The organism is Halospina sp. K52047b, from assembly GCF_008709855.1.
In the GTDB taxonomy this organism is placed as follows: Bacteria; Pseudomonadota; Gammaproteobacteria; order Pseudomonadales; family Oleiphilaceae; genus Halospina; species Halospina utahensis_B.
The window spans coordinates 187398-209456 of sequence record NZ_VYJH01000004.1; the positions used below are offsets into that span (position 1 = coordinate 187398).

Sequence of the window (22059 nt, forward strand, 5' to 3'; positions counted from 1 at the left end):
ATACTGTTCCGGTGAATGCACATTTACAGCATAATGCGCGATTGCTTTCCCCGCGTCCGGAGAGATCACAGTTTTGAACGCCAGATTGCCCGCACATCCCCGGTATACCTGGCTGCTCCTTGCGCTGGCGGTGCTGTGCCCTGTTGTGGTGTCCGGGGCCAGCGCGCAGGAAGCCGGGAGCTGCCTGGCGGGCCCCGTGGAGATCCGTGACGGGGAGGAGCACCACAATATCGGCAGCTGCTTCCGTTATCTCCAGGACGAGGCCCACGAATACAGCCTGGAGGATGTGATCGCCGGCAATACGCCGGAGTTCAATGAGCACACTGTAGGGGTGCTCAACTACGGCTATACCGAGTCGGTGTTCTGGATCAAGCGCGACCTTGTCTACCGTAACGGCAGTCACCCGGTGGCCGACTGGGTGGTGGAACTGGTGCTGCCGCTGGTGGATCAGGCGGACCTGTACCTGGTCAATGAACAGGACGAGGTGGTGACGCGGCAGCAGCACCGCTATTCGGATGAGTGGTCCGAGCGGGAATTCGCGGTGCCCAACCCGTCCTTCCGTCTGAACCTCGCGCCCGGGGAACGCTATACGCTGCTTCTGCGCGTGGAAACCCGAAACACCATGCGCCTGCCCCTGAACCTGTGGGAGCTGGATAGCTACCTGGGCAAGGTCGCGGTGGATGAGTGGATCCAGGGGCTGTTCATGGGGGCGCTGTTCGCCCTCCTGGCCTATAACTTCTTCGTCACCCTGGTGGTGCGCGAACCGGGCTACATCTACTACACCACCTACATCCTGTTCGCCATGCTGTTCGTGATGACCGAACAGGTGCATGGCATGCAGGTGTTCGGCGGGCTCCAGTCCTGGCTCCACAAGGAGTACCTGCACATCTACATCCAGCTGAGCTGGATCTTCGGCACCATGATGGCGCGGGAACTGCTGGATACCCGCAACCGCGCCGCCCACCTGGACCAGGTGCTGAAGCTCTGCCTGTACGCGGCCATTACCACGCTGGTGATCAGCCTTTTTCACGACTACCACGTGGCGATGGAATGGACCGTGGTCGGCTCCGTGGGCCTGGCGGTGGTGATCATCGCGCTCAGTTACTGGGCCTGGCGCAATGAGCTGCCCAGCGCCGGGATCTACTTTGTTTCCTGGCTGTGCACCCTGGTCGGCGTGGGCTTCTACGGCACCGCCGTGATGGGGTATTACCCGCTCAACAGTTTCACCAGCCACGCCCCCCAGATCGGGTTCGTGGCCCAGAACATCCTGCTGTCACTGGCGTTCGCCAACCGCATCAAGATCGTCCAGCGCGAGGCCCTGGAGTGGAACCAGCAGGCGGTGGCCAATCTTCACCGCTACCGCGCTCTGTTCGAGAATGCCATGGAAGGGATCTTCCAGATGTCGACCAGCTGCCGGTTCCTGGACGCCAATCCCTCCATGGCGCGGATTCTGGGCTACAGTACCGTCGAAAGCCTGATCAATGGTGTTCCGGATGCGCTGCGGGCCTGCTTCTCCCAGTCGAGTGTCCGCCACTGGGTGATCCGGCAGCTGGAGAAGGAGGGCGAAGTACACGGGGTTGAAGGCACCTTCGAGACCTGTCAGGGCGAGGAACGCTGGGCCAATATCTCCATCCGGACCATCTATACCGAGGACGGCGAGCCCAGCCACCTTGAGGGCACCTTCGTGGATGTGACCGAGCGGCGCCAGCGCCACGAGGTTGAGAAGGAGCGCGAGAACGAACGACTGGAGAAGGAGATCGCCCGCAACTCGGCCGCCGCCAAGAGCCAGTTCCTGGCGAACATGAGCCACGAGATCCGCACACCTCTGGCGGCGATCATCGGCTATGGTGAAACCCTCATGGAACCGGATCTCAGCGAGTCCGAGAAACGCGGCAGTGCCGAGACCGTGGTCCGTTCAGGGCGTCACCTTCTCGACCTGATCAACGACATTCTCGACCATTCCAAGATCGATGCGAACAAGCTTGAGGTGGAGCGCCTGAACGTCAACCTCCCGGAACTGCTGGACGAGGTGCGTGCCTTCTTCACCCCCAGGGCCCGGGAGAAGGGGCTCGAGTTTTTCATCCAGTGCGAGTACCCGCTGCCGGAGATCATCCGCACGGATCCGACACGTTTCCGCCAGATCCTGATCAACCTGTGCGGTAATGCGCTCAAGTTCACCGATAAGGGCAGTATCCACATCGCGATCCGCTGCGACCGGGAGCAGGAAAAGCTGCATGCCAGGGTGGTGGATACCGGCATCGGTATGAAGCCGGAGCAGATGGAGCGCCTGTTCGACCCCTTCGCCCAGGGTGCCGCCGCCACCGCTCGCCAGTACGGGGGAACGGGGTTGGGCCTGAGCATCTCCCGGCATCTCGCCGAGTTGCTGGGCGGTGATATCAGGGTGGACAGTGTCTATGGCGAGGGCAGTGAGTTCGAGGTCACGATCGACAGCGGGCCACTGGACGGTGTCCACATGATCCGTGACGCCTCGGAGATGACCCAGCGCCGTCGCCAGCTGCCCATGCTGCATGCACCCCACCTGAGTGGCCGCATCCTGGTGGCGGAGGACAACGAGGTGAACCGCAAACTGGTGGATCTGCTCATCACCCGCACCGGGGCCGAGGTGGCCCATGTGGGCAATGGGGCCGAGGCGCTGGAGCGGGCGAGCAGCGAAGCATGGGATCTGATCCTGATGGACATCCAGATGCCGGTGATGAATGGCCGGGATGCCACCCGGGCCATCCGGGAAGCCGGTATCAACACACCGGTCGTTGCCCTGACGGCCAATGTCATGGCGGAGGATCTGCAGGACTATCAGGAAGCCGGCTGTGACGATTATCTGGCCAAGCCCATCGACAAGCGGCGTTTCTACGAGACACTGGCCCGTTACCTGCGGGTGCGCAGTGAGGCCAGGACAGAGGTGGTACAACAGTATCAGGGCACAGTGCTGGTAGCGGAAGACAACGAGGACAACCGCCGCCTGGTCGAGCGCCTTCTGGCGCGCTTCGGGGTGACGGTGCTGTCGGTGGATACGGGGTCCGCGGCGGTGTCCACCGCCATGAGCGAAACGGTCCACCTGGTGCTGATGGACAGCCACATGCCGGAGATGGACGGCCCGGAGGCGACCCGGATGTTGCGCCAGACCGGTTTCCGGCGGCCGATCATTGCCTTCACCGCGGGTGATGAGTCGGAAGTGGATGACCTCCAGAAAGCGGGCTGCGACGGCGTTCTGCACAAACCCATTGATTCCGGGCAGCTGCGGGTGCTGCTGCAGAAACACCTGGGGGGTGGGGAATCGGCGGAGGCTGAATCAGAGTCGGGAACGGATCCGGATATCCAGCACCTGGTGGATCAGTTCCTGGATGGACTGCCGGAGCGGCTCGACACCATGGAGCAGGCGATCCGGGATGAGCACTGGATGGATCTGCAGCGCCAGGTCCATCAGATCAAGGGAACGGCGGGCGCCATGGGGTACCCGCTGATTACGGAGAAGGCGGCCGAAGTGGAACGCGCCCTCAAGAACCAGGACGTGACCCATGCGGTCAACCTCTATCCGGAGCTGGCCGGCCTTATCCGGCAGGCTCTGGAGGGGCGGGACAGTCAACAGTAACAGGATGATGCCATGAACCATCTTCCGGACCATCGTACGAACCACGAAACCGTCAACATGATGTACGGGACCTACGCGGATGTGATCTTCATTCTCTTCCCGTTTGCCGTGATCGCCCTGACCCGGGCCTGGCATGGCCATCCGGAAGCCACGCTCACGGCGCCGGATCTTTCCATTGCCGCGGCCATTCTGGGAGGGCTGGCTCTGGGCAAGTTCGTGCTCGGGCTGATCACCGATCACAGTCTGAGCCATTTCCGTGAGCGCATCGTGTTCTTTCTGGCACTGACCCTGCTGCTGGTGCTCGGGCCGGCCATTCTGATGCTGCTCCTGATCACCACCAGTGAGGAGGTGCCGCGGATGGTTGTGTTTGTCCAGCCGATACTGCTGATCGTCGCCATCTCGCTCTATACCACCGCGATCAGTATCAGCAATCTCCTGACACGCCCGGACCCGGTCCTTTTCGGTAGTGAGGACCCGGATCAGGGTGACCCCGAGGGCGAGCGCGAGCTGGAACTTCCCGCCAGGGACGGAGAAAGTCAGAGAATGTCACGCGATGAGGCGTGAGGGTGCACGCCTGCTATAGTTGAGAGGCTGGAGAACAATCGAGAGGATCCAATGACGAATCTCAACGTGCTTGTTGTTGAGGACGAACCCACCATGCGCCAGATGCTCACCGAGATGCTCTATGCCGTCGGTGTGAGCCGGGTGGTTGAAGCGGATGATGCGGCATCCGGGGTGGAGGCCTTCAATGGAGACAGTTTCCAGATCGTGATGCTGGACCTTGGCCTGCCGGATCGTGATGGCCATGAGGTGATGAAGGAGATCAAGGCGGCGAATCGGCAGCAGCATGTGGTGCTGGTTACGGCCGATGATTCCATCGACAGCATTCAGCGGGCGATCACCGCCGGCGCCAATGGTTATGTGGTCAAACCCTATTCCCGTGAAAAGATCCAGGATGTGGTCAACAACTACATGATGATCCACAACAGCGGCGCCTGAGCCGCTGTTGTGCGCCCTCCTTCCTCTCAGGCCACCTGTTTCTGGATCCAGGAGTTGTACCGGGCTGCAAGCGAGCGGATGTAGCGGCTTTCCGCCTCGCTCGGTGTACCCAGAACACCATGGAAGATCCAACCGCGCTCATACAGAGCCAGAACCGAGCGTTCATCCTCCAGGTTCACGCGCTGGTTGAGGCGCTTGCAGATGGCGTCCAGGAACGGCAGACGCCCGGGGCGGCGGATACGGTTGCTGTTGTGATTCGCTTTCTGGCTCATGGGACCCCTCCTGTCCGCGTTGCTCGGATTCAATACAACGAAAAAGCCCGGAGGCGGTCACCTCCGGGCTATCGGACAGGGCATCAGCCCAACCGACCGGAGGCGACCCCGCAGGGCTCCCTCCGGTCTTGCATACCGTTCAGGAGCCCGCGGTCGTCAGCGGGTGCTTTCGTGTCGTAATGGATGTCACCCCCACGGGGTTACCACCTGTTGTCATGGTATAAGTGCCTTCTGACTCCATACCCTCAGTGTATCCCGGAACCGGGCTTTTTCAAGAGCGGCTGCGGGTAGTCTGTTAGAATGGGCACCAGGCCAACCGCACGGGAATCCCAATGAGCCGTATTGTTGTCATCTATTCAGGAGGCATGGACTCCTACACGCTGCTGCACCGGGCGCTGGCGGAGGGCTGGCACGTGCATGCCCTGTCCTTTGACTACGGCCAGCGCCATGCCCGGGAACTCGACTGTGCCCGGGCCGTCACCCGGGAGCTCGGGATTGATCACGAAGTGGTCGACATCACCAGTATCCAGGGTCTGCTGGCCGGTTCCGCGCTGACCGATTCAGAACCCGTGCCGGAGGGGCATTACGAGGAAGCCACCATGAAGGCTACTGTGGTGCCCAACCGCAACATGATCCTGCTGTCGCTGGCCATCGGCCATGCGGTGAGTCGCGGCGCCGAGGCGGTCTGGTACGGGGCCCATGGCGGTGATCATGCCATCTATCCCGACTGCCGGCCTGAGTTCATCGAGCAGATGGACCGGGTTGCCCGCGTGGCCAACTACGAAGCTGTGCGCGTGGCGGCACCCTTCATGCACTTCACCAAGGGTCAGATCCTGGGTGAGGGGCTCGCCATGGACCTGGACTACAGCCGTACCTGGACCTGTTACAACGGCCGGACCCGGGCCTGCGGCCGTTGCGGGGCCTGCACGGAACGGCTCGAGGCCTTCGCCGCCCACGGCGTCACAGATCCCCTGCCCTATGAGGATGCGCACTGATGTACCGGATCAAGGAAGCCTTCACCACCCTCCAGGGGGAGGGGCTTCAGGCAGGGCGGGTTGCCGTTTTCTGCCGCTTCAGCAAGTGCAACCTCTGGACTGGCCGGGAAAAGGACCGGGCCACGGCGGTGTGCCAGTTCTGCGATACGGATTTTGTGGGGACCGATGGGCCCAATGGGGGCGTATTCGAGACGCCTGAGGGGCTCGTCGATCATATCGCGTCTCTCTGGCCGGGCTCCGGAAGCATTGAGGAATCCCCCATGGTGGTGTGTACCGGCGGCGAACCCTTGTTGCAGCTGGATGGAGCCCTCCTGGAGGCATTCCACCAGCGCCATTTCTTCGTGGCGGTGGAGACCAACGGCACGCTGGATGCCCCGGATGGCATCGACTGGCTCTGCGTCAGCCCCAAGGCGGGTACCGGTATCCGTATCAGGCGCTGTGATGAACTGAAGCTGGTGTATCCCCAGCAGGGCCAGGATCCAGCGGACTATGACGATATCGAGGCGCGGGCACGGTTGCTTTCACCCATGTCATCACCGGATGCGGGGGCGGAGCGGGATCTGGTCCGGGATGCAAGCACGCGTGAGGCCATCCGTTACTGCATGGCGCATCCGCGCTGGCGGCTGAGTGTTCAGATGCACAAGATGGTGGGTATAGAATGAGGGAAGGAAGCCGCCCTGGGGCGGCTTCCCGGTACCGGCTTACTCCTTGCCGGTAGCGCGGTCCAGCATGCGCTTGGCCCGCTCGTTGGCTTCCTCAGCCGACTGCTCGGCATTCTTGGCGCGCTCGAGCGCTTCCTGAGCCAGCTCGTAGGCTTCGTCAGCCCGCGCCTGTGCATCAGCCGCACTGCTGTCAGCACTCTCCGCCGTGCTCATGGCATCGTTTGCTGTGTCCATTGCATCGTCCGCCGTATTCATGGCGTCGTTGTTGGTGCTTGCGCAGCCGCCCAGTGCAACAGCGGTCAGGGTAATTCCTGCGAGCGTCAGCTTTTTCATGATAGTCCCCTTTTTCTTCGGGTTAATATTCGGCGGGACTCAGTGTGAGGAGTCCATGCCGCTTCAAGTGTAGCAAAGTGACGGTTTGTGAAAACCGTTTTCACGGCCTGATTTCAATCGGTGTACCAACGGTAACCCGGCGCCAGATCTCATCCATTGCCCGGTTGTTAACGGCAATGCAGCCATCCGTCCAGTCGAGCCCCTCGAAGGCGAAGTTCCACTTGTCCGCGTCATTGGGCAGTCCGTGGATCATGATGTTACCTCCGGGGTCCTGCCCCCATGCCCGGGCCTTGCGGCGATCCTCGGAGTTGGGGTAGGAGATGTGGATGGAGCGGTAGTAGTCACTCTCGGGATTGCGCCAATCCAGGGTGTACTGGCCCTCCGGGGTACGGTTGTCGCCGGCGAAAAGTTTGTGCCCTTCCGGCTCCTGCCCCAGGGATACCCGGAAACTTTCAATGCGTTTGCCGTCACGGATCAGGTACAGCCTGCGCTCGCTCTTGATCACCAGCACCCGGTCTGCATGGGGGGTGCCGTCACTGATGGCGGTTGCCGGGAAAGACTGGATCAGAGGCAACAGGAACACCAGAACAGTGGCGGCTGTTATGGATCGACGCATGGTTCTCCCCGTGGGTCTCAGCCTGCGCTGGAACGCTGGTGCTCGGGAATGCCGAGCAGGGCCGGGATCGGTATCAGGGTAATATCACCACCCCGGTAAAGCGTGTCAATCCAGAAACGGTTGGCCGCATGTATCGGCTGGTCGCAGGAGACATGGCCATGCACCACGCGGGTCACGTGGCGTACCGGGGGAACCAGTGCCGGGGCACGCAGGGCCTGGTTGTAGTCGGACCGGTCCCAGACCAGTTCCTCCCACTGGCCTTCATCCATGGGGACTTCCTGCACGGTACGCCAGTCCGAGGGGGCGGTGGCGTGGATGATGCCCACGGAACCGTTCATGGTTTCCACTGTAAAGGCCAGGGACAGGTGCTGGTGCAGCAGAGTGCCCTGGTAGAGCTGTGCCCCGGAGGGCTGGCGGTGAAACCAGCGCCCCCCGTTGTGCTCGTGCAGCACCCGTGCGCCCGGGTCAGCCAGTGCATCCAGCAGCATCAGTTCGTGGTTGCCGAGTACGCTGAAGAACCAGCGTTCCTCCAGGCGCTCGACCAGGGCGGCACTGTTGTCGCCGCGATCAACAAGGTCCCCAACGGCGAACAGACGGTCGCGCCCGGGGTCGAACCCCTGCTGTTCCAGCCGGTAGTCAAGCCGATCCAGACGGCCGTGAAGATCACTGACCACGAAATCACGGCCACGCTGGTTGCGCCGGAAATAGCGATGCTGTGTCAGGTCGTGCATGATATATGGGTTTCCAGTCTGGTCCTGCAGGATACACCCCAAGCTAGCAGGGAACAGGTTTCAGGCGGAACCCGTTTCAGCCTCATCCCTGACGCGGTAGCCGGCGGCTTCCAGCTGGGTGCGTGTTTGCGCCAACTGGTGTTCCGGAACCAGGCCGTAGGCGCCAGCGCCGGAAGGCAGTGGGACAAAGCCGATGCCGCTGTTGCGCAGATTCTGCGCCACTTCCGGGAGCACCGGATCGCCGGTGCGGATATTGAGGCAGAGCCAGCCGGTGCTGGTGTCGGCGGCCGGCAGCGACAGTGACTCATCACAGATGAGTGACAGAAACCCGGCGGTACGCCCGATCCAGTAATAGGGGGTCCGGAAGACCCCGGCAGGGATCAGGTCGGTGCTTCTGAGCTGGTGGACGGCGAAACGCACGTCCAGAACCAGTACCTCATCGGTCATAGAGGGTTTCTCCGGGTTGCTGAAACAGGCAAATTGGTGCATTGACTCCGTACAGGACGCTCAAGCGCACTACCGGTTCCATTGAAACTGAAACAGCTGCGTTTTGCAGCCATCATCCTTAAAGCCGGGTAAAAAAACAGTCCGGGGAGGACCGATTGACCACCGACCTTCTTCTGTTCATTGGCCTGCTGCTCAGCCTGAGTATCCTGCTCAGTCCGCTGTCGAGCCGGATCGGCATGCCGGTGCTGCTGCTGTTTCTGGCCATCGGCATGCTTGCCGGAGAAGACGGACCGGGGGGGCTGCCGTTCAATGATTTCGGAACCGGTTTTCTGGTAGGCAACCTGGCCCTGGCTATCATACTGCTCGACGGTGGCCTGAGAACGCGGCGCGAGAGCTTCCGGGTAGGGCTGAAACCGGCGCTCAGCCTGGCCACCGTGGGGGTGGCGATCACCGCCGGACTGACAGGGTTGGCTGCATTCTGGCTGTTCGACCTGCCGCTGGCCGTGGCGCTGCTGATGGGGGCGATTGTATCCTCGACGGACGCGGCCGCCGTATTCTCCCTGCTCCAGGGGCGTGGTCTGCATCTGAATGACCGCGTCAGTGCCACCCTGGAGATCGAATCCGGCAGCAACGACCCCATGGCCATCTTCCTGACCCTGGTGCTGCTGTCGTTCATCCAGAGCAGCGGTCAGACACCGCTGCTCGAAAGTCTCTGGCTTCTCGTCCAGCAGTTCGGGCTGGGCGTGGCGGGTGGCCTGCTGGGAGGGCGGCTGCTGGCTGCTCTGATCAACCGGGTACAGCTGGTACCGGCCTTCTACCCGTTGCTGGTGGCCTCCGGTGGCCTGGTGGTGTTTGCCGGCATCAACAGTCTGGGCGGGAGCGGGTTCCTGGCGATCTATCTCAGTGGCGTGGTGCTGGGCAATCGGCGGATCCGTATGCTGCCGGCAGTGCTGCAGATGCACGACGGGCTCGCGTGGCTGGCCCAGATGGCACTGTTCCTGATTCTCGGGCTGCTGGTCACGCCGTCCGAACTGGTGGACCTGCTGATTCCAGGGCTGGTCGTTGCCGCGGTGCTGATCCTGCTGGCCAGGCCCATAGCCGTGCTGGCAACACTCTGGCCCTTCGGCTTCCATGCGCGGGAGAAAGTGTTCATCAGCTGGGTCGGGCTGCGTGGCGCGGTGCCTATTGTTCTGGCACTGTTCCCGGTCATGGCCGGCATCGAGCATGCGCACCTGCTGTTCAACGTGGCGTTCTGCGTGGTTCTGGTGTCACTGCTGGTCCAGGGCACAACCCTGGCGCCCCTGGCCCATCGCCTGCGTCTCGAGGTGCCCTCGGGCCAGGAGCCGCGGCGCCGGCTGCCACTGGATCTGCCCGGCTCCGGCGACCATGAGCTGATGGTCTTTGAGCTGACCGGCGAGCGGTGGCGGGAACCGCTGCCGTTCAGTGAACTGAATTTGCCCCGGCATGTGATCTGCGCTGGCGTCTTCCGTGACTCAGAACTGTTTCACCCGGGCGTGGAAACGGAACTCGCGGAGGGGGATCTGGTGGCGGTTATGGCCTCACCGGGGCAGCTGGACGAAATGAGCAAACTCTTTGATACCCATCCACGGACCAGTCCACTGGAGGATCGCCAGTTCTTCGGCGAGTTCGTTCTCAACGGCGATGCCACGGTCGGGGACGTGGAACTCTTCTATGGCATCGACATCTCCGGCTATGATCCCGGCGACACACTGTCGGAGTGCTTCCGCCGGGCGCACGGGCATCCGGTGGTGGGTGACAAGCTGCGCATGGGGCCAATCAAACTGGTGGTCAAGGCGGTTTCCGGCGATGCGGTGACCCGGGTCGGCCTGAATCTGCACAGTCGCAGCACCAACGCGCAAATCACGGAGTCATGATGGACGCAGAACACTGGAAACAGGAACTGGGGCTGGCGCCCCATCCGGAAGGCGGCTGGTATCGGCGCTTTTTTGCCAGCCCGATCAATGTGCGCACCGAGCATGGCAGTCGCCCTACCATGACGGCCATCCACTACCTGCTGGAAAAAGGCCAGTACAGCGCCTGGCACCGGCTGCGCAGCCATGAGCTCTGGCACTGGCATGCGGGCGGTCCGGTGCTGGTCCACTGCGCCGATGACAGCGGCATCGCCACCCATAAACTCGGCAGCCAGTCGGAACTGACCCTGACCATTGAGCCCAATACCTGGTTCGCCGCCGAGCCCGCGCCAGAGACCAGCTATGTGCTGGTCAGCTGTACCGTGAGCCCGGGTTTTGACTTCGAGGATTTCGAGTGGGGTGAGCCGGAGACACTGATGGCAGCGTTCCCCGAGGATGAACGGCTGATACGAAGGCTGACGCGATGAGCAGTATTCCCGCACACCTGATTCTGGGGTTCCTGGGGGTGGGCAAGAGCACCGCCATCATGGATCTGATGCAGCGGCGCCCTGAAGGCGAGCGCTGGGCCGTTCTGGTCAATGAGTTCGGGGAAGTGGGCGTGGACGGCGCCCTGATGGAATCCGGAGGGGTCGCGGTGCGCGAGGTGCCTGGCGGCTGCATGTGCTGCGTGGCCGGTCTGCCCATGCAGGTGGCCCTGAACGAGCTGATCCGGCGCGAGAAACCGGACCGGCTTCTGATCGAGCCCACCGGCCTGGGGCACCCGAGCCAGGTGATCGAAACCCTGACCGGGAGCGGTTACCAGGGGGTGCTCCACCTGGCCTCCGTGCTCTGTCTTGTGGATCCGCGGCGCCTGGCCGAGGAGCGGGTGCTCAGCAATGTCCACTTCCAGGACCAGGCGGCGGTTGCCGATGTGCTGGTGGCCAACAAGACCGACCTTTGCAGCGACGCGGATCGGGCTCGTTTCCATGAATGGGCTGCCGGGTTTGAGCCGCCCAAGGCGCTGGTGACCGAGACAGACCATGGCCGCCTGGAACTGGATTGGCTCTCCCGGGCTCACAGCGACCGTAAGGCGGGGGATCCGCACGCCCACGAGCACCATCACGGCGCGGTGCCCGCCGAAGCGCCGCCGCTTTCCGCGCAGCCATGGCAGCAGTACCTTAACAGTGGCGATGATCACTACAGCTGCGGTTGGCGAATCAGCCCGGATTACTGTTTTGATCACCGGAAGCTTGCGGCCTTCTGCCACGGCGACGACTGGCGCCGCATCAAGGGTGTGATGCGCACGGATCAGGGCTGGGTGGCGCTCAACAGAGCTGGTGATGCTCTGAGCGAGGCGGGCGTTGATCCGGCCCGGCAGAACCGGCTGGAAATCATCATGGATGAGTCTCCGGACGCGGAGGACCTGGATCAGCGCCTGAGTGCGGCCCTAGTCGGCGGGTGATAGCCTCACAAGCAGCTCCACACGGCGATTGCGTGCACGGCCCTCGGCGGTCTCATTGCTGGCCCTGGGCTCGATGTGGGCCTTGCCCACGGCCGTCATGCGTTCCGGACTGATCCCCTCTTTCTGAAAGAAACGCACAACCTGCGCCGCCCGTGCCGACGACAGCTCCCAGTTGGAGGGGTAACGGTCCGTTGTGATCGGTACATCGTCCGTGTGGCCCGTGACCACAATGGGATGGGAGGACTGCTCCAGTGTCGGTACCAGCTCCGCGAGTGTATCGAGTCCCTTGTGTGAGAGCTCGGCCTGGCCTGATTCAAACAGCAGACCGCTGCTTATGCGCAGGCGGAGCCCTTCGTCGCTGCGGCTGGTCTCGATGTCGTCGCCCAGGCTGCCCTCGGGCCAGTCCGCCGGATGGGGGGAGGGCCCTTGCACTTCGGGGGCTGGTTCCGTGGTATCAGCCGCGGTCTCGGGATCTCCGTCACCGGCAAAGGTAAGCATGACCACGAACATGACCACCAGCAGCGTCATGACGTCCAGATAGACCAGCAGCCAACTCTCCTCCTCCGTGCTGTCCCTGAGCTCTATGGCCTTATGGGGCGGCGTCCGGGGCGGTGTGGTGTCCTCGCTCATGCGTCCGGATCCCCTTCGTCATCATGTTTCCGGAGGCGGTCTTTCAGTTTCGAGAACAGGCCCTGGTGCGACGAACTCCCGTTTCCGTCGCGGATCTCGTTAATGTGGTCGGCCACAAAGGAGTTCAGGGTTTCGCGCATCAGGGTCGGGCGGCGCTTGCGGAACATCATGGAGACCCCCTGCATGACCATGTGCATCACGATCATGCGCTGTTCGGTGCGCCGTTCAAGCTTCACCGCAATCGGCTTGAGCACCAGGTTGGCCAGCAGGATGCCGTAGAAGGTGGTCATCAGCGCCACGGCCAGGCTCTGGCCGATCAGCTCCATATCGCCACTTCCCAGCTGGAACATCATGTTGATCAGCCCCACCAGTGTGCCGATCATCCCGAAGGCGGGGGCGAACCCCGCCATGACACGGAACAGCTGCGCTTCCGCATGCTCCTTGGCCTGGAGCCGTGCGATCCGCCACTGCATCAGGTCGAGGACGTCCTCTTCCGGGGTCAGGTCCACCGCCAGCTGGATGCCGGTCCGCAGGAAGGGGTTGTTCACGTTCTGGAGCTCCTTTTCCACGGCCGGCATCTGACCGGTCTGGAAGAGCCGCGTGATGCGCATCAGTTCCTCGATGTCGTCCTCCGTATACAGGCGCTCGTTGCGCAGAACCGTGCCGATGAGCCGGAAGATGCTCAGCACTTCGCGGATGGGGTAGCTGATGAAGGTTGCGGCCAGCGTGCCGCCAATCACGATGCCCAGCCCCGGCAGGTTGATGAACAGGGAGGGGTCGGAGACGGCATTCAGGAAAATGGTGGCGAAAAGACCGAGCCCGCCGAGAATGCCAATGAGAGTGGAGGGGTTCATGAATGGTCCCTGTTGGATTCCGTGTGCATGTCGTTAACGGCCACCTGACCCATAACCAAAGCGCCGGCTGATGATCCGGTTCCTGCCCGTGGTCTTGGCATGGTAGAGGCGTTCATCGGCACGCTGGAGCAGCGTCTGGATGGCATCGGAGGGGCGTATCTCCGCCACCCCGAAGCTGCAGGTTACCTCGAGCGGGCGCCCGTCGGCGGTCACCGGTTGCTCGACGATCTGCTGGCGGATGCGCTGGGCGGTGGTGATGGCCTCGGATTCGGCGGTGCCGGGCAGGACCACCAGGAATTCCTCGCCGCCCCAGCGGATGACCGAATCCATTTTCCGGCAGCCCGAAGTGAGCCGCGTGGCGATGGTCTGGATCACCTGATCCCCGACACCGTGGCCCAGGGTGTCGTTGATGGTCTTGAAATGGTCAATGTCGGCCAGGATAACGCTGAACGGGGTGTCGTTGCGCTGGAAGCGCGCGAACTCCCGGGCCAGCCGGTCCGTGCCCTCCCGCCGGTTGGCGAGATTGGTCAGGGCATCATGGGTGGCGGCGTGTTCGAAGATTTCGGCCATCTGGCGCAGGCGCTCGGCATGCTGGCGCCGGGCCCGGTCCAGCAGGTAGCTGAACACCATCACAAAGGCGAGCGACGTGGCCAGCACGAGCCGGAACGGCAACGGGTACTCGGCCACACTGAAAATAAGCCGCCCGAGCGGTGTCAGCGCCACCACCAGCGTCAGCCAGCCCGCCACGCAGCTGATCACCCCGAATCGGGGGCTCGAGATGTAGAACACCACGGGCGGATAGACATAGAGCCACATGACGCCGCTGCCCTGCTCCACGCCTGAGAGGGCCACAAAGATGAGTACGGCCGTGATGGTGGCGATGAAACCCCAGCGCAGCTGGGCCAGGTTCTCGGTCAACAGATGCAGAAGAAGGTTGGCGATCAGGATGCCGCCGAAGGCGGCCATCACGGTCCCGAACCAGCGTGGGTCAGCGGTCACGTAGGTATTGCGCCAGGTGAAGAAGAACAGGGCCAGGGCCGCGGCCACAGACAGTATCCGTACCAGGTGCACGATGTCGGAACGGGTCTCGGTGGATTCCGAGGCGGGATCCGGTGCTGTTGGGGGCGTGGCTTCGGCCATTACGGGTATCTTTCGCGCGAGCTGCTGACTGCCATGGAAGTGTAGTGCACACGACGGCGTTTGCACTGGGTCGTGTGCGCCGGGGAGCGCGTTACGACCATGGTGGGGGTTGCACTGGCGGGCCCAGGCAAGGCTCAATGGCATCAGTAATCCATCCCGTCAGAGGAGGTGTGCATGGACATCCAAGTCAAGGACATCAACGAGGGCCAGCCCGTTCCGGAGCACTTTGCGTTCGGCGTGTATGACCCGGACAACCACATGGCCCTGGGGCGCAATCTCAACCCCGAAGTCACCTGGTCGGGGGTACCCGAGGGCACACGCAGTTTCGTGGTCATGATCAAGGACCCGGATGTGCCCAGTGAGGCCGGCGATGTGAACCAGGAAGGCAAGACCGTTTCGAAGAAGATTCCGCGCGTGGACTTCTACCACTGGCTGCTCGTGGATGTACCGCCGACGGTGGCCCGCATCGAGGAAGGCAAGGAGTCCAACGGGGTGGTGCCCAAGGGCAAATCCCCTTCGAAGGATGCCCTGGGTAAGCGTGGCATCAATGATTACACGGACTTCCTCGCTGGCGACCCGGAGCTTGCTGGTACCTATGCCGGCTATGACGGACCCTGCCCGCCCTGGAACGACGAGATCGTGCACCACTACATCTTCACCGTGTTCGCGCTTGATGTGGAGCACCTGGACCTGGGGGATGAGTTCCGCGGTCCCGATGTGGAGAAGGCGATGGAGGGGCATATTCTGGATCAGGCGTCGGTAACGGCCACCTATACCCTGAACCCGGATCTGCGCTGATGCGTGACTTCACCTTCAACACCACGCCCTCGATCGCCATGGCGAGCGGGGGCGCCGCCAGCCTTGCCGCGTACTGTCGTGAGCGTGGGGCCCGCTCGGTGTTCATCGTGACGGACCCCGGCATCATCAAGGCGGGGCTTCTGAATGAGGCGCAGGCCGGGCTTGTCGACGAAGGGCTGGCGGTGGACTGGTTCAGCGGGGTGGAAGCGGACCCGCCAGACACCACCGTGCGGGCGGCCGCTGAGCGCGCACGGGACTGCGGCGCGGACCTGGTGGTGGGCTTCGGTGGCGGCAGCTCGATGGACGTGGCCAAGGTCGTGGCCCTGCTGGCCTCGGATGGCTGTGATCAGTCGCTGGAGGAGCTCTATGGCGTGGGCATGGCAAGCGGTCGCCGACTGCCCCTGATCCAGGTGCCCACCACCGCGGGCACGGGGTCCGAAGTGACGCCCATTGCCATCATCACCACTGGTGAGACCACCAAGTCCGGCATTGTGTCGCCCCTGCTGCTGCCGGACCTGGCGCTGCTGGACCCGGACCTGACGCTGGGGCTGCCGCCGCAGGTAACGGCCGCCACGGGCATCGACGCCATGGTGCACGCCATCGAGGCCTACACCAGCGCCCATCGAAGGAACCCGGTCTCGGATGCCCTGGCGCGGGAAGCGCTGGCGCAGCTTTCCAGCAACATCGTGGAAGCCGTGCACAACGGCGAAAACCGTGACGCCCGGGCAGGCATGCTGCTGGGCGCCATGCAGGCCGGCCAGGCATTCGCCAATGCGCCGGTGGCCGCTGTGCATGCACTGGCCTACCCGCTTGGGGGCCACTTCCACATTCCCCATGGTCTCAGCAACTCCCTGGTCCTGCCCCAGGTCCTGCGCTTCAACCAGCCCGTGGCGGGCGCTCTGTATGAGGAGCTGGCACCGCTGGTGCGCAATGGTGGCGATGGGGATCTGGTCAGCCGCATGACCGCGTTGATTGAGGCGGTCGAACTGCCGCGCACACTGCGGGAGATGAGCATCAGCGAGGATTTTCTGCCGACCCTGGCCGCCGATGCCATGAAGCAGCAGCGGCTGCTGGTGAACAACCCGCGTGATGTCACCGAGGCGGATGCCCTGGCGATCTACGGGGAGGCCTTCTGATGGCCGGAGACGAGCCGCTGCCACGCGGTGCCTTCGATGCCTTCCAGACGATCACCACCCGCTGGCACGACAATGACCTCTATGGGCATGTGAACAACGTGACCTACTACGCGTGGTTTGACACAGCGGTTAACCGGTTCCTCATCGAGGATGGTGGCCTGGACATCTACAACGGACCCGTGATCGCGTATGTGGTGAGTTCCGGGTGTGAGTATTACCGCTCGGTGGCCTACCCCGAGCCGGTGGAGGTGGGCCTGCGCGTGGAGCGGCTGGGCAACAGTTCCGTGACCTGGGGCATTGGTGTTTTCGGCGGCCACGATAGCCGCCCCCTGGCCCAGGGTCGGTTTGTGCATGTGTTCGTCAACCGCGCCACGGATGAACCCACGCGCATTCCGGGGCCGCTGAGGGAGGCCATTGAGCGGCTCGGTGCATGATGCGCCTCGGGGGCTTCCCTGACCCCCGGATTCCCCCCATTCCTGTGACCTGCGTGGAGCGGTATCCTTGCGGTTCAGGTTGACGCTATGACTGACATGCTGGAGTGACCCATGTCCCCATCCGAATTGCAGCAGTACCTGCACAAGCATATCCCCATTTCCGAAGCCATGGGCGTGTCCGTAAACGCCGCCTCGCCGGAGTCGGTTAGGGTTGAAGCGCCCCTGGAGCCGAATATCAACCACCGCGCCACGGTCTTCGGGGGCAGCGCCTCGGCCGTGGCCATCCTGTCCGCCTGGTCACTGCTGCACCTGCGGGTGCGCGACGCGGGCCTGGAAGCGCAGCTGGTGATCCAGCGCAACGCCATGGACTATGAAAGGCCCATCCACGGCGCCTTCACCGCCGAGGCGCGGCTGGCGGACCCGGAGCGCTGGGAGCGTTTCCGTAAGACCCTGGAACGCCGGGGCCGGGCCCGCATCCGTGTGGAATCAATCCTGACGTTCGCCGGTGAGCCGGCGGGCCACCTCACGGGTGAGTTCGTGGCCCTGACCCAGGGTTAGCCGTTCATGCGCGCGAGCAGCTCGTTGATGGCGCGCGCGAACGGAACGGGCGAGTCCTCCTGCAGGAAGTGCCCGCCCTTGAGGGTGACGTGGGGCTGCCCCTGGGCGCCCGGAACACGCTCCTGCATGTAGCGGTCGCCACCTTTGGTAATAGGGTCACCATTGCTGAAGGTGGTAAGGAAGGGTTTGTCCCACTGGCTGAGAACCTCCCAGGCCCGGCGGTTGGCTTCCGTTGCCGGATCGTTGGGCGATGCCGGTACCAGGGCCGGGAACGCGCGGGCCCCCGCCTTGTAGTGGCGCGAGGGGAACGGCGCCTCGTAGGCCCGGCGTTCGTCGCGGCTGAGCCGTCGGAAGCTGCCCACATCCACGATGCGCGCGGGCGGGAACACCGGCGAATAGAGCGCGAAGGTCTTCCAGAGCTGGAACGCCCTGGGCATCGCCTGGTCACCGGTTGGCAGCATGCCGTTACCCACCACGATGGCGCGGAAGCGTTCCGGGTTCTCGGCCGCGTAACGCAGGCCAAGGAGCGAGCCCCAGTCCTGGCAGACCAGGGTGATGCGCTTGAGATCCAGCTGTTCGATCAGGTTACCCAGCCAATCCATGTGGGACTGGTAGCTGTAGTCCTCGATGCGGGCAGGTTTGTCGGATTTGCCGAAGCCGATCAGGTCCGGGGCGATGACCCGGTGGCCGGCAGCGGCGCAGACCGGGATCATGTGCCGGTACAGGTAGGACCAGCTCGGTTCGCCGTGGAGCATGAGCACCGGGTCCGCATCCGCTGGGCCCTCGTCGAGGTAGTGCATCCGGAGTCCGTCCACATCCCGGTAATGGGGTTCGAACGGGTAATCGAGCAGGCGCTCGAAGCGGGATTCCGGGGTGCGCAGTATGTCCTTGCTCATGAGTCCTCCTCGGCAGCGCGGTATTGGTTTTCGGAGAGAAAGTGCTCCAGGGAGAGCCCTTCGGTCCAACCTTCGATCTCCAGCATCGGGCGTTCGTAGAACGCCTCCACATGCCCGAGGCAGAGGATGGCCATGGGGTGACCTTCCTCCGGAATGGACAGGAGTTCGGCCAGCGCCCGGGGATCGAACAATGATACCCAGCCCATGCCCAGGCCTTCCGCGCGGGCGGCCAGCCACAGGTTCTGGATGGCGCAGGAGGCGGACGCCAGATCCATCTCCGGCAGTGTGCGGCGGCCGAAGATGTGCCTTTCGCGGCCATCCCGCAGGGTCACCACCAGCAGTTCCCCGCAGTCGCGGATGCCCTCCACCTTCAGTTTCATGAACTCGTTGCCCCGCTCACCCAGGGCCTCCGCTGTACGCTCCCGCTCGGTGTTCACCATTTCATAGATGCGCTCGCGCAACTGCGGTTCCGTTACGCGGATGAAGTGCCAGGGCTGCATAAGCCCGACGCTGGGCGCCCTATGGGCGGCCTGGAGAACCCGCATCAGCACCTCTTCCGGGACCGGATCCGGCAGGAAATGGCGCATATCGCGGCGCTCGGCGATGCATCGATAGAGCGCCCTGCGCTCCTGGTCACTGAAGGCGTGTTGCGGTTCCATGGGCATTGAACGCTGTCGGTAAAAGCCGCAGGATAACCCAGAAGGCGCTTTCTTTCAGTGAATCCTCCGGAGGTTCGCCATGGCGCGCTGGTTCATACTGGCCGGCCTCATTCTGGTGGTGATCGGGGTGGTGCTTCACACCATGCCCTGGCTGCTCAACTGGTTTGGCCGGCTGCCCGGTGACATCCGCTACGAGAGCGGCCAGACACGCGTGTTCGTCCCCCTGACCTCGATGATCCTTGTCAGCGTGATACTGACCCTCGTTCTGAACCTCTTCTCCCGCTAGCGGCCGGTGGCTCTTTACGCACCCTGCGGAGCGCTCCAATAATGAAACGACAGTGGATTGAAAGAGGTTAGACCCGATGGGATTCCAGGCGAACGGTATTGAGGTGGAGGTGGTTCAGGGCGACATCACCGATCAGTCGGATATGGATGCGATCGTGAACGCGGCCAACGCGGAACTGCGTATGGGCGGCGGTGTTGCAGGAGCCATCCATCGGGCAGCAGGCTCGGAGCTGGATGAGGAGACCCGTCCCCTGGCGCCCATCAATACGGGCGAGGCTGTGATGACGTCTGCCCCGAACCTGCCCAACCGGTACATCATCCATTGCCTGGGTCCGGTTCACGGGGTGGACGACCCCGCTTCAACCCTGCTTGCCAGCTGCTATCAGCGGGCACTTGAGCTGGCTGAGGATGCCGGGCTGGAGTCCGTTGCTTTCCCGGCGATTTCCACGGGGGCTTTCGGCTTTCCCATGGAACAGGCCGCGGAGGTGGCGTCGCGCACGATTCTGGCCCGCTCGGGCAGCCTGCAGTCCGTCCGCCGTCTGCGCTGGGTGCTGTTCAGTGAGGAGGATCGCATTCTGCACGAAGAGGTGTTCGAGTCCGTCCTCAATGCCTGAGGGAATGGGTCTCCTCGGTCCAGGCGCCTTCGAAATCCCGGATGATGCGCCGGGCGTCCTCAGTCTTCCGTGAGAAGACCAGTGTCGTGCCCCAGGAGGTGATGGGGCTATGTGTAATCTCCGGAAACGAGAGTTTCTCCAGCGTCTGGGTGACCGGCGCCTCAAAATCCAGCAGGTAGTCTCCGCGTTCCGCCTTCAGCATACGCAGGGCTGCCCGGTGTGTTGAGGCCTGGTCGACCTGCGTTGCTTCGGCTTCCGTCGCGGGGTCAAGCTGGTTCATGTAGGTGTACCCCCGGATCTGGATCAGGTGGCTGCCCTTCAGGTCCGTAACATCGGATACTGGCCCGGTCTCCTCAAGGTGATAGGCGTGCAGGCGTATATCGCGGAACGAGAAGTCCGGCTCCAGTGTCCACTTCGAGAGCGCGGGCACACCCTGCGACCCCAGCCATAGGTCCAGCTTCCCTTCGCGCAGATAGAGGTAGATCCGGTCAATGGGAAGGCTTCGCCATTCGATCCTGTAACCGGCTTTGCGCGCGAGGCGGTTGGTTGCCTCCATGTAGGGGCCTGCTGGTTTTCCCTGCCCGTCGGTGTACGTCAGAGGCGGGAATTCGATATAGGCGCCCTTCAGAACCGTACGCCGTCCTTCCTCACCCCATGCAGGAGCGATCACGAGCATCGTCCACGCAATGATGACAGGCAGAATGCGGTTTACGCTCAACAAAGGCACATCCATCCTTTAGGTGACTGTTTCGGGGCAGGATAGTGCCTTACTTTCAGCCGTGCGACTGGCTTTTGTGAACGGGTGTCTCCTCTGTCCGCTGGAGATCCTTCGAAACGGATGTGTAGGTGGATACCAGGTAGGGAACCAGGAAGGTTAGAAATACCGTGGGGAGGGAGAGTTGGGCTTGGCCGAGCAATGCTTCCCACTGGTTGATGGCGACCAACAGCGTGCCCAACGACTATCAGACACTGCTGAACAGCCATCTGCAGGAGAAACGCACCGCCAATGGGGGGCTCGTTTCCGCGTTCGACTACGAAGCGGCACTGGCCGATGACCAGACGGAGGGGCTGCTGGATGACCAGTCAGAGCAATTGGCGGCGTTTGATGTGTCGACCCTGGATACCCGGGAGCAGGCGCTGGCGTTCTGGAACAACGCCTATAACTTCTTCATGATTCAGCAGATCCTGACCGAACGTGGTGAGGGCGAGCTGGTCAGCTCCGTATGGGATTACGGCGGCCGCTACAATCCCTTCACGGATAATGTGTTTGAGCGCCAGATGTTTGAGATCGACGGAAGGGATTACAGCCTGAACGAGATCGAGAAGGGCATCCTGTTGGGGGCGGAGTTCGAGGAAAAAGGGTGGAAAGAGGCACGCGTTCATTTCACCGTGAATTGCGCCTCGGTCGCCTGCCCGCCACTGCGGGAAAGCATCTACACCAGCGACAACATCGATGAGCTGATGACCGAAAACACCCGTCTGGCGTTCAATACCGACCGCCATCTCCGGGTGGAAGGCGACACCCTTCACCTTACGGAGCTGTTCAAGTGGTACGAGCAGGATTTTGTCGATGAGGGCGGTTCAGTCCGTGGCTTTATCAGCCAGTGGGCGGATGAGGCGATCGTGGAGAAGGTTGAGCAGACGGATTCCATCGAATACATCGACTATGACTGGTCGTTGAACCGTCCCGGGAACTTCCCCGAGTTCCGGTAACCTGCGCTTTATTGGTCCCAGGGTGACGTTTACCGTTCAATCATCATTCAGGTCCCGAGCGTCAGGTTTCTCGAGTGCCTCGTCCACCGTCCGCTTAAACGTTTCAATCTGCCGGGTGTCAGGTTGTGGTGGACAATGACCGCGTATAACGGTAACAACGGCGCGGAAGTTGGCCATGAAGCGTCGGCAATGGGGACACATGATCAGGTGCGCAACCACGGCCAGCCGCTTGCCCCAGCGGAGTCGGCCGTCGACGTAGTCGCTGGCGACCAGCGTGATGTCGCGACATTTCACCATAGATTGTCCCCGCCTTTTGGCACTTGACCTCCGTTTCAGGCCGCATG

General features: G+C 62.8%; 27 protein-coding genes. 15 read left to right on the plus strand and 12 right to left on the minus strand.

Annotated elements, in window-relative coordinates:
- Window positions 1-73: 73 nt before the first annotated feature.
- The 3 genes from F3089_RS07560 to F3089_RS07570 are packed head-to-tail and all read left to right on the plus strand — an operon-like array spanning window position 74 to window position 4609.
- Complete coding sequence (locus tag F3089_RS07560) at window positions 74-3610, plus strand: hybrid sensor histidine kinase/response regulator family protein (RefSeq protein WP_151440204.1); 3537 nt, start codon at window positions 74-76, stop codon at window positions 3608-3610.
- A 12-nt stretch (window positions 3611-3622) separates the two neighbouring features.
- Window positions 3623-4174 carry a hypothetical protein gene (locus tag F3089_RS07565; protein WP_151440205.1) on the plus strand — a complete coding sequence of 184 codons (552 nt, stop codon included), beginning with the start codon at window positions 3623-3625 and terminating at the stop codon, window positions 4172-4174.
- A gap of 51 nt (window positions 4175-4225) precedes the next feature.
- A complete protein-coding gene (locus F3089_RS07570) occupies window positions 4226-4609 on the plus strand; it encodes a response regulator (protein WP_151440206.1) in 384 nt (127 codons plus the stop codon).
- Window positions 4610-4635: 26 nt separating this feature from the next.
- On the opposite strand, the gene F3089_RS07575 is transcribed toward F3089_RS07570, so the two are convergent.
- Complete coding sequence (locus F3089_RS07575; RefSeq protein WP_077529884.1) at window positions 4636-4881, minus strand: hypothetical protein; 246 nt, start codon at window positions 4879-4881, stop codon at window positions 4636-4638.
- A gap of 332 nt (window positions 4882-5213) precedes the next feature.
- Here F3089_RS07575 and queC point away from each other — a divergent pair, with 332 nt between their 5' ends.
- Window positions 5214-5876 (plus strand): 7-cyano-7-deazaguanine synthase QueC, encoded by a 663-nt coding sequence (gene queC / locus F3089_RS07580; protein ID WP_151440207.1) that lies wholly within the window; start codon window positions 5214-5216, stop codon window positions 5874-5876.
- Complete coding sequence (queE, locus tag F3089_RS07585; RefSeq protein WP_151440208.1) at window positions 5876-6538, plus strand: 7-carboxy-7-deazaguanine synthase; 663 nt, start codon at window positions 5876-5878, stop codon at window positions 6536-6538. The genes queC and queE overlap by 1 nt, the downstream gene beginning before the upstream one ends.
- A 39-nt stretch (window positions 6539-6577) precedes the next feature.
- On the opposite strand, the gene F3089_RS07590 is transcribed toward queE, so the two are convergent.
- From F3089_RS07590 to F3089_RS07605, 4 genes are all read right to left on the minus strand, one after another.
- Window positions 6578-6871 carry an Lpp/OprI family alanine-zipper lipoprotein gene (locus tag F3089_RS07590; protein ID WP_151440209.1) on the minus strand — a complete coding sequence of 98 codons (294 nt, stop codon included), beginning with the start codon at window positions 6869-6871 and terminating at the stop codon, window positions 6578-6580.
- Between the two features lie 100 nt (window positions 6872-6971).
- Window positions 6972-7487: a L,D-transpeptidase family protein gene (locus F3089_RS07595; RefSeq protein WP_151440210.1), complete on the minus strand. Its 516-nt coding sequence runs from the start codon at window positions 7485-7487 to the stop codon at window positions 6972-6974.
- Window positions 7488-7504: 17 nt separating this feature from the next.
- On the minus strand, window positions 7505-8218 hold the full coding sequence (locus tag F3089_RS07600) for a metallophosphoesterase (protein WP_151440211.1): 714 nt from the start codon (window positions 8216-8218) through the stop codon (window positions 7505-7507).
- Between the two features lie 60 nt (window positions 8219-8278).
- Entirely contained in the window at window positions 8279-8665 is a 387-nt protein-coding gene (locus F3089_RS07605; RefSeq protein WP_151440212.1) for a hypothetical protein, read from the minus strand.
- Window positions 8666-8820: 155 nt separating this feature from the next.
- Here F3089_RS07605 and F3089_RS07610 point away from each other — a divergent pair, with 155 nt between their 5' ends.
- Genes F3089_RS07610 through F3089_RS07620 form a run of 3 tightly spaced genes read left to right on the plus strand, consistent with a single transcriptional unit; the run spans window position 8821 to window position 11998 of the window.
- The gene (locus F3089_RS07610; RefSeq protein WP_151440213.1) at window positions 8821-10560 is read left to right on the plus strand and encodes a potassium/proton antiporter; all 1740 of its coding nucleotides are present in this window, start codon (window positions 8821-8823) and stop codon (window positions 10558-10560) included.
- Window positions 10560-11024 carry a cupin domain-containing protein gene (locus F3089_RS07615; protein ID WP_160898158.1) on the plus strand — a complete coding sequence of 155 codons (465 nt, stop codon included), beginning with the start codon at window positions 10560-10562 and terminating at the stop codon, window positions 11022-11024. The genes F3089_RS07610 and F3089_RS07615 overlap by 1 nt, the downstream gene beginning before the upstream one ends.
- Window positions 11021-11998, plus strand: a complete 978-nt coding sequence (locus F3089_RS07620) for a CobW family GTP-binding protein (RefSeq protein ID WP_151440215.1) — start codon at window positions 11021-11023, stop codon at window positions 11996-11998. The genes F3089_RS07615 and F3089_RS07620 overlap by 4 nt, the downstream gene beginning before the upstream one ends.
- Here the strand turns inward: F3089_RS07620 and F3089_RS07625 are convergent.
- From F3089_RS07625 to F3089_RS07635, 3 genes are read right to left on the minus strand one after another with little or no spacing between them, the layout of a single operon-like run.
- Window positions 11984-12628, minus strand: coding sequence for an OmpA/MotB family protein (locus F3089_RS07625; protein WP_151440216.1), 645 nt, complete (start codon window positions 12626-12628; stop codon window positions 11984-11986). The genes F3089_RS07620 and F3089_RS07625 overlap by 15 nt on opposite strands.
- Entirely contained in the window at window positions 12625-13482 is an 858-nt protein-coding gene (locus F3089_RS07630; protein WP_151440217.1) for a motility protein A, read from the minus strand. The genes F3089_RS07625 and F3089_RS07630 overlap by 4 nt, the downstream gene beginning before the upstream one ends.
- Window positions 13483-13515: 33 nt before the next feature.
- Complete coding sequence (locus F3089_RS07635; protein ID WP_192497298.1) at window positions 13516-14622, minus strand: GGDEF domain-containing protein; 1107 nt, start codon at window positions 14620-14622, stop codon at window positions 13516-13518.
- A gap of 174 nt (window positions 14623-14796) precedes the next feature.
- Between F3089_RS07635 and F3089_RS07640 the strand changes: the two genes are divergently transcribed.
- From F3089_RS07640 to F3089_RS07655, 4 genes are all read left to right on the plus strand, one after another.
- Window positions 14797-15420: a YbhB/YbcL family Raf kinase inhibitor-like protein gene (locus tag F3089_RS07640; protein ID WP_151440219.1), complete on the plus strand. Its 624-nt coding sequence runs from the start codon at window positions 14797-14799 to the stop codon at window positions 15418-15420.
- Complete coding sequence (locus F3089_RS07645) at window positions 15420-16556, plus strand: iron-containing alcohol dehydrogenase (protein ID WP_151440220.1); 1137 nt, start codon at window positions 15420-15422, stop codon at window positions 16554-16556. The genes F3089_RS07640 and F3089_RS07645 overlap by 1 nt, the downstream gene beginning before the upstream one ends.
- Window positions 16556-16990, plus strand: coding sequence for an acyl-CoA thioesterase (locus F3089_RS07650; RefSeq protein WP_151440221.1), 435 nt, complete (start codon window positions 16556-16558; stop codon window positions 16988-16990). The genes F3089_RS07645 and F3089_RS07650 overlap by 1 nt, the downstream gene beginning before the upstream one ends.
- A 111-nt stretch (window positions 16991-17101) precedes the next feature.
- Entirely contained in the window at window positions 17102-17548 is a 447-nt protein-coding gene (locus F3089_RS07655; RefSeq protein ID WP_095616062.1) for a thioesterase domain-containing protein, read from the plus strand.
- Here the strand turns inward: F3089_RS07655 and F3089_RS07660 are convergent.
- Together F3089_RS07660 and bluB are read right to left on the minus strand one after the other, a co-directional pair.
- Window positions 17545-18444 (minus strand): haloalkane dehalogenase, encoded by a 900-nt coding sequence (locus F3089_RS07660; protein ID WP_151440222.1) that lies wholly within the window; start codon window positions 18442-18444, stop codon window positions 17545-17547. The genes F3089_RS07655 and F3089_RS07660 overlap by 4 nt on opposite strands.
- A complete protein-coding gene (bluB, locus tag F3089_RS07665) occupies window positions 18441-19103 on the minus strand; it encodes a 5,6-dimethylbenzimidazole synthase (RefSeq protein WP_151440223.1) in 663 nt (220 codons plus the stop codon). The genes F3089_RS07660 and bluB overlap by 4 nt, the downstream gene beginning before the upstream one ends.
- Before the next feature lie 79 nt (window positions 19104-19182).
- Here bluB and F3089_RS07670 point away from each other — a divergent pair, with 79 nt between their 5' ends.
- Window positions 19183-19389 carry a DUF2905 domain-containing protein gene (locus F3089_RS07670; RefSeq protein ID WP_151440224.1) on the plus strand — a complete coding sequence of 69 codons (207 nt, stop codon included), beginning with the start codon at window positions 19183-19185 and terminating at the stop codon, window positions 19387-19389.
- Window positions 19390-19465: 76 nt separating this feature from the next.
- The gene (locus tag F3089_RS07675; protein WP_151440225.1) at window positions 19466-20002 is read left to right on the plus strand and encodes a macro domain-containing protein; all 537 of its coding nucleotides are present in this window, start codon (window positions 19466-19468) and stop codon (window positions 20000-20002) included.
- Here the strand turns inward: F3089_RS07675 and F3089_RS07680 are convergent.
- Window positions 19992-20720, minus strand: a complete 729-nt coding sequence (locus tag F3089_RS07680) for a substrate-binding periplasmic protein (RefSeq protein ID WP_192497299.1) — start codon at window positions 20718-20720, stop codon at window positions 19992-19994. The genes F3089_RS07675 and F3089_RS07680 overlap by 11 nt on opposite strands.
- A 215-nt stretch (window positions 20721-20935) precedes the next feature.
- Between F3089_RS07680 and F3089_RS07685 the strand changes: the two genes are divergently transcribed.
- Window positions 20936-21715: a DUF547 domain-containing protein gene (locus F3089_RS07685; protein WP_151440227.1), complete on the plus strand. Its 780-nt coding sequence runs from the start codon at window positions 20936-20938 to the stop codon at window positions 21713-21715.
- 36 nt (window positions 21716-21751) lie between these two features.
- On the opposite strand, the gene F3089_RS07690 is transcribed toward F3089_RS07685, so the two are convergent.
- Window positions 21752-22012 (minus strand): anti-sigma factor family protein, encoded by a 261-nt coding sequence (locus tag F3089_RS07690; protein ID WP_151440229.1) that lies wholly within the window; start codon window positions 22010-22012, stop codon window positions 21752-21754.
- Between the last annotated feature and the right edge of the window lie 47 nt (window positions 22013-22059).

What these genes read in the sequence shown, in the direction of transcription:
- F3089_RS07625 (WP_151440216.1), bottom strand. Translation starts at nt 12,628, where the DNA reads ATGAGCGAGGACACCACACCGCCCCGGACGCCGCCCCATAAGGCCATA.
- F3089_RS07595 (WP_151440210.1), bottom strand. Translation starts at nt 7,487, where the DNA reads ATGCGTCGATCCATAACAGCCGCCACTGTTCTGGTGTTCCTGTTGCCT.
- F3089_RS07690 (WP_151440229.1), bottom strand. Translation starts at nt 22,012, where the DNA reads ATGGTGAAATGTCGCGACATCACGCTGGTCGCCAGCGACTACGTCGAC.
- F3089_RS07675 (WP_151440225.1), top strand. Translation starts at nt 19,466, where the DNA reads ATGGGATTCCAGGCGAACGGTATTGAGGTGGAGGTGGTTCAGGGCGAC.
- F3089_RS07645 (WP_151440220.1), top strand. Translation starts at nt 15,420, where the DNA reads ATGCGTGACTTCACCTTCAACACCACGCCCTCGATCGCCATGGCGAGC.
- F3089_RS07660 (WP_151440222.1), bottom strand. Translation starts at nt 18,444, where the DNA reads ATGAGCAAGGACATACTGCGCACCCCGGAATCCCGCTTCGAGCGCCTG.
- F3089_RS07590 (WP_151440209.1), bottom strand. Translation starts at nt 6,871, where the DNA reads ATGAAAAAGCTGACGCTCGCAGGAATTACCCTGACCGCTGTTGCACTG.
- F3089_RS07635 (WP_192497298.1), bottom strand. Translation starts at nt 14,622, where the DNA reads ATGGCCGAAGCCACGCCCCCAACAGCACCGGATCCCGCCTCGGAATCC.
- queE (WP_151440208.1), top strand. Translation starts at nt 5,876, where the DNA reads ATGTACCGGATCAAGGAAGCCTTCACCACCCTCCAGGGGGAGGGGCTT.
- F3089_RS07575 (WP_077529884.1), bottom strand. Translation starts at nt 4,881, where the DNA reads ATGAGCCAGAAAGCGAATCACAACAGCAACCGTATCCGCCGCCCCGGG.
- F3089_RS07640 (WP_151440219.1), top strand. Translation starts at nt 14,797, where the DNA reads ATGGACATCCAAGTCAAGGACATCAACGAGGGCCAGCCCGTTCCGGAG.
- F3089_RS07670 (WP_151440224.1), top strand. Translation starts at nt 19,183, where the DNA reads ATGGCGCGCTGGTTCATACTGGCCGGCCTCATTCTGGTGGTGATCGGG.
- F3089_RS07605 (WP_151440212.1), bottom strand. Translation starts at nt 8,665, where the DNA reads ATGACCGATGAGGTACTGGTTCTGGACGTGCGTTTCGCCGTCCACCAG.
- F3089_RS07630 (WP_151440217.1), bottom strand. Translation starts at nt 13,482, where the DNA reads ATGAACCCCTCCACTCTCATTGGCATTCTCGGCGGGCTCGGTCTTTTC.
- F3089_RS07685 (WP_151440227.1), top strand. Translation starts at nt 20,936, where the DNA reads ATGGCGACCAACAGCGTGCCCAACGACTATCAGACACTGCTGAACAGC.
- F3089_RS07570 (WP_151440206.1), top strand. Translation starts at nt 4,226, where the DNA reads ATGACGAATCTCAACGTGCTTGTTGTTGAGGACGAACCCACCATGCGC.
- F3089_RS07565 (WP_151440205.1), top strand. Translation starts at nt 3,623, where the DNA reads ATGAACCATCTTCCGGACCATCGTACGAACCACGAAACCGTCAACATG.
- queC (WP_151440207.1), top strand. Translation starts at nt 5,214, where the DNA reads ATGAGCCGTATTGTTGTCATCTATTCAGGAGGCATGGACTCCTACACG.
- F3089_RS07600 (WP_151440211.1), bottom strand. Translation starts at nt 8,218, where the DNA reads ATGCACGACCTGACACAGCATCGCTATTTCCGGCGCAACCAGCGTGGC.
- bluB (WP_151440223.1), bottom strand. Translation starts at nt 19,103, where the DNA reads ATGGAACCGCAACACGCCTTCAGTGACCAGGAGCGCAGGGCGCTCTAT.
- F3089_RS07650 (WP_151440221.1), top strand. Translation starts at nt 16,556, where the DNA reads ATGGCCGGAGACGAGCCGCTGCCACGCGGTGCCTTCGATGCCTTCCAG.
- F3089_RS07655 (WP_095616062.1), top strand. Translation starts at nt 17,102, where the DNA reads ATGTCCCCATCCGAATTGCAGCAGTACCTGCACAAGCATATCCCCATT.
- F3089_RS07620 (WP_151440215.1), top strand. Translation starts at nt 11,021, where the DNA reads ATGAGCAGTATTCCCGCACACCTGATTCTGGGGTTCCTGGGGGTGGGC.
- F3089_RS07615 (WP_160898158.1), top strand. Translation starts at nt 10,560, where the DNA reads ATGGACGCAGAACACTGGAAACAGGAACTGGGGCTGGCGCCCCATCCG.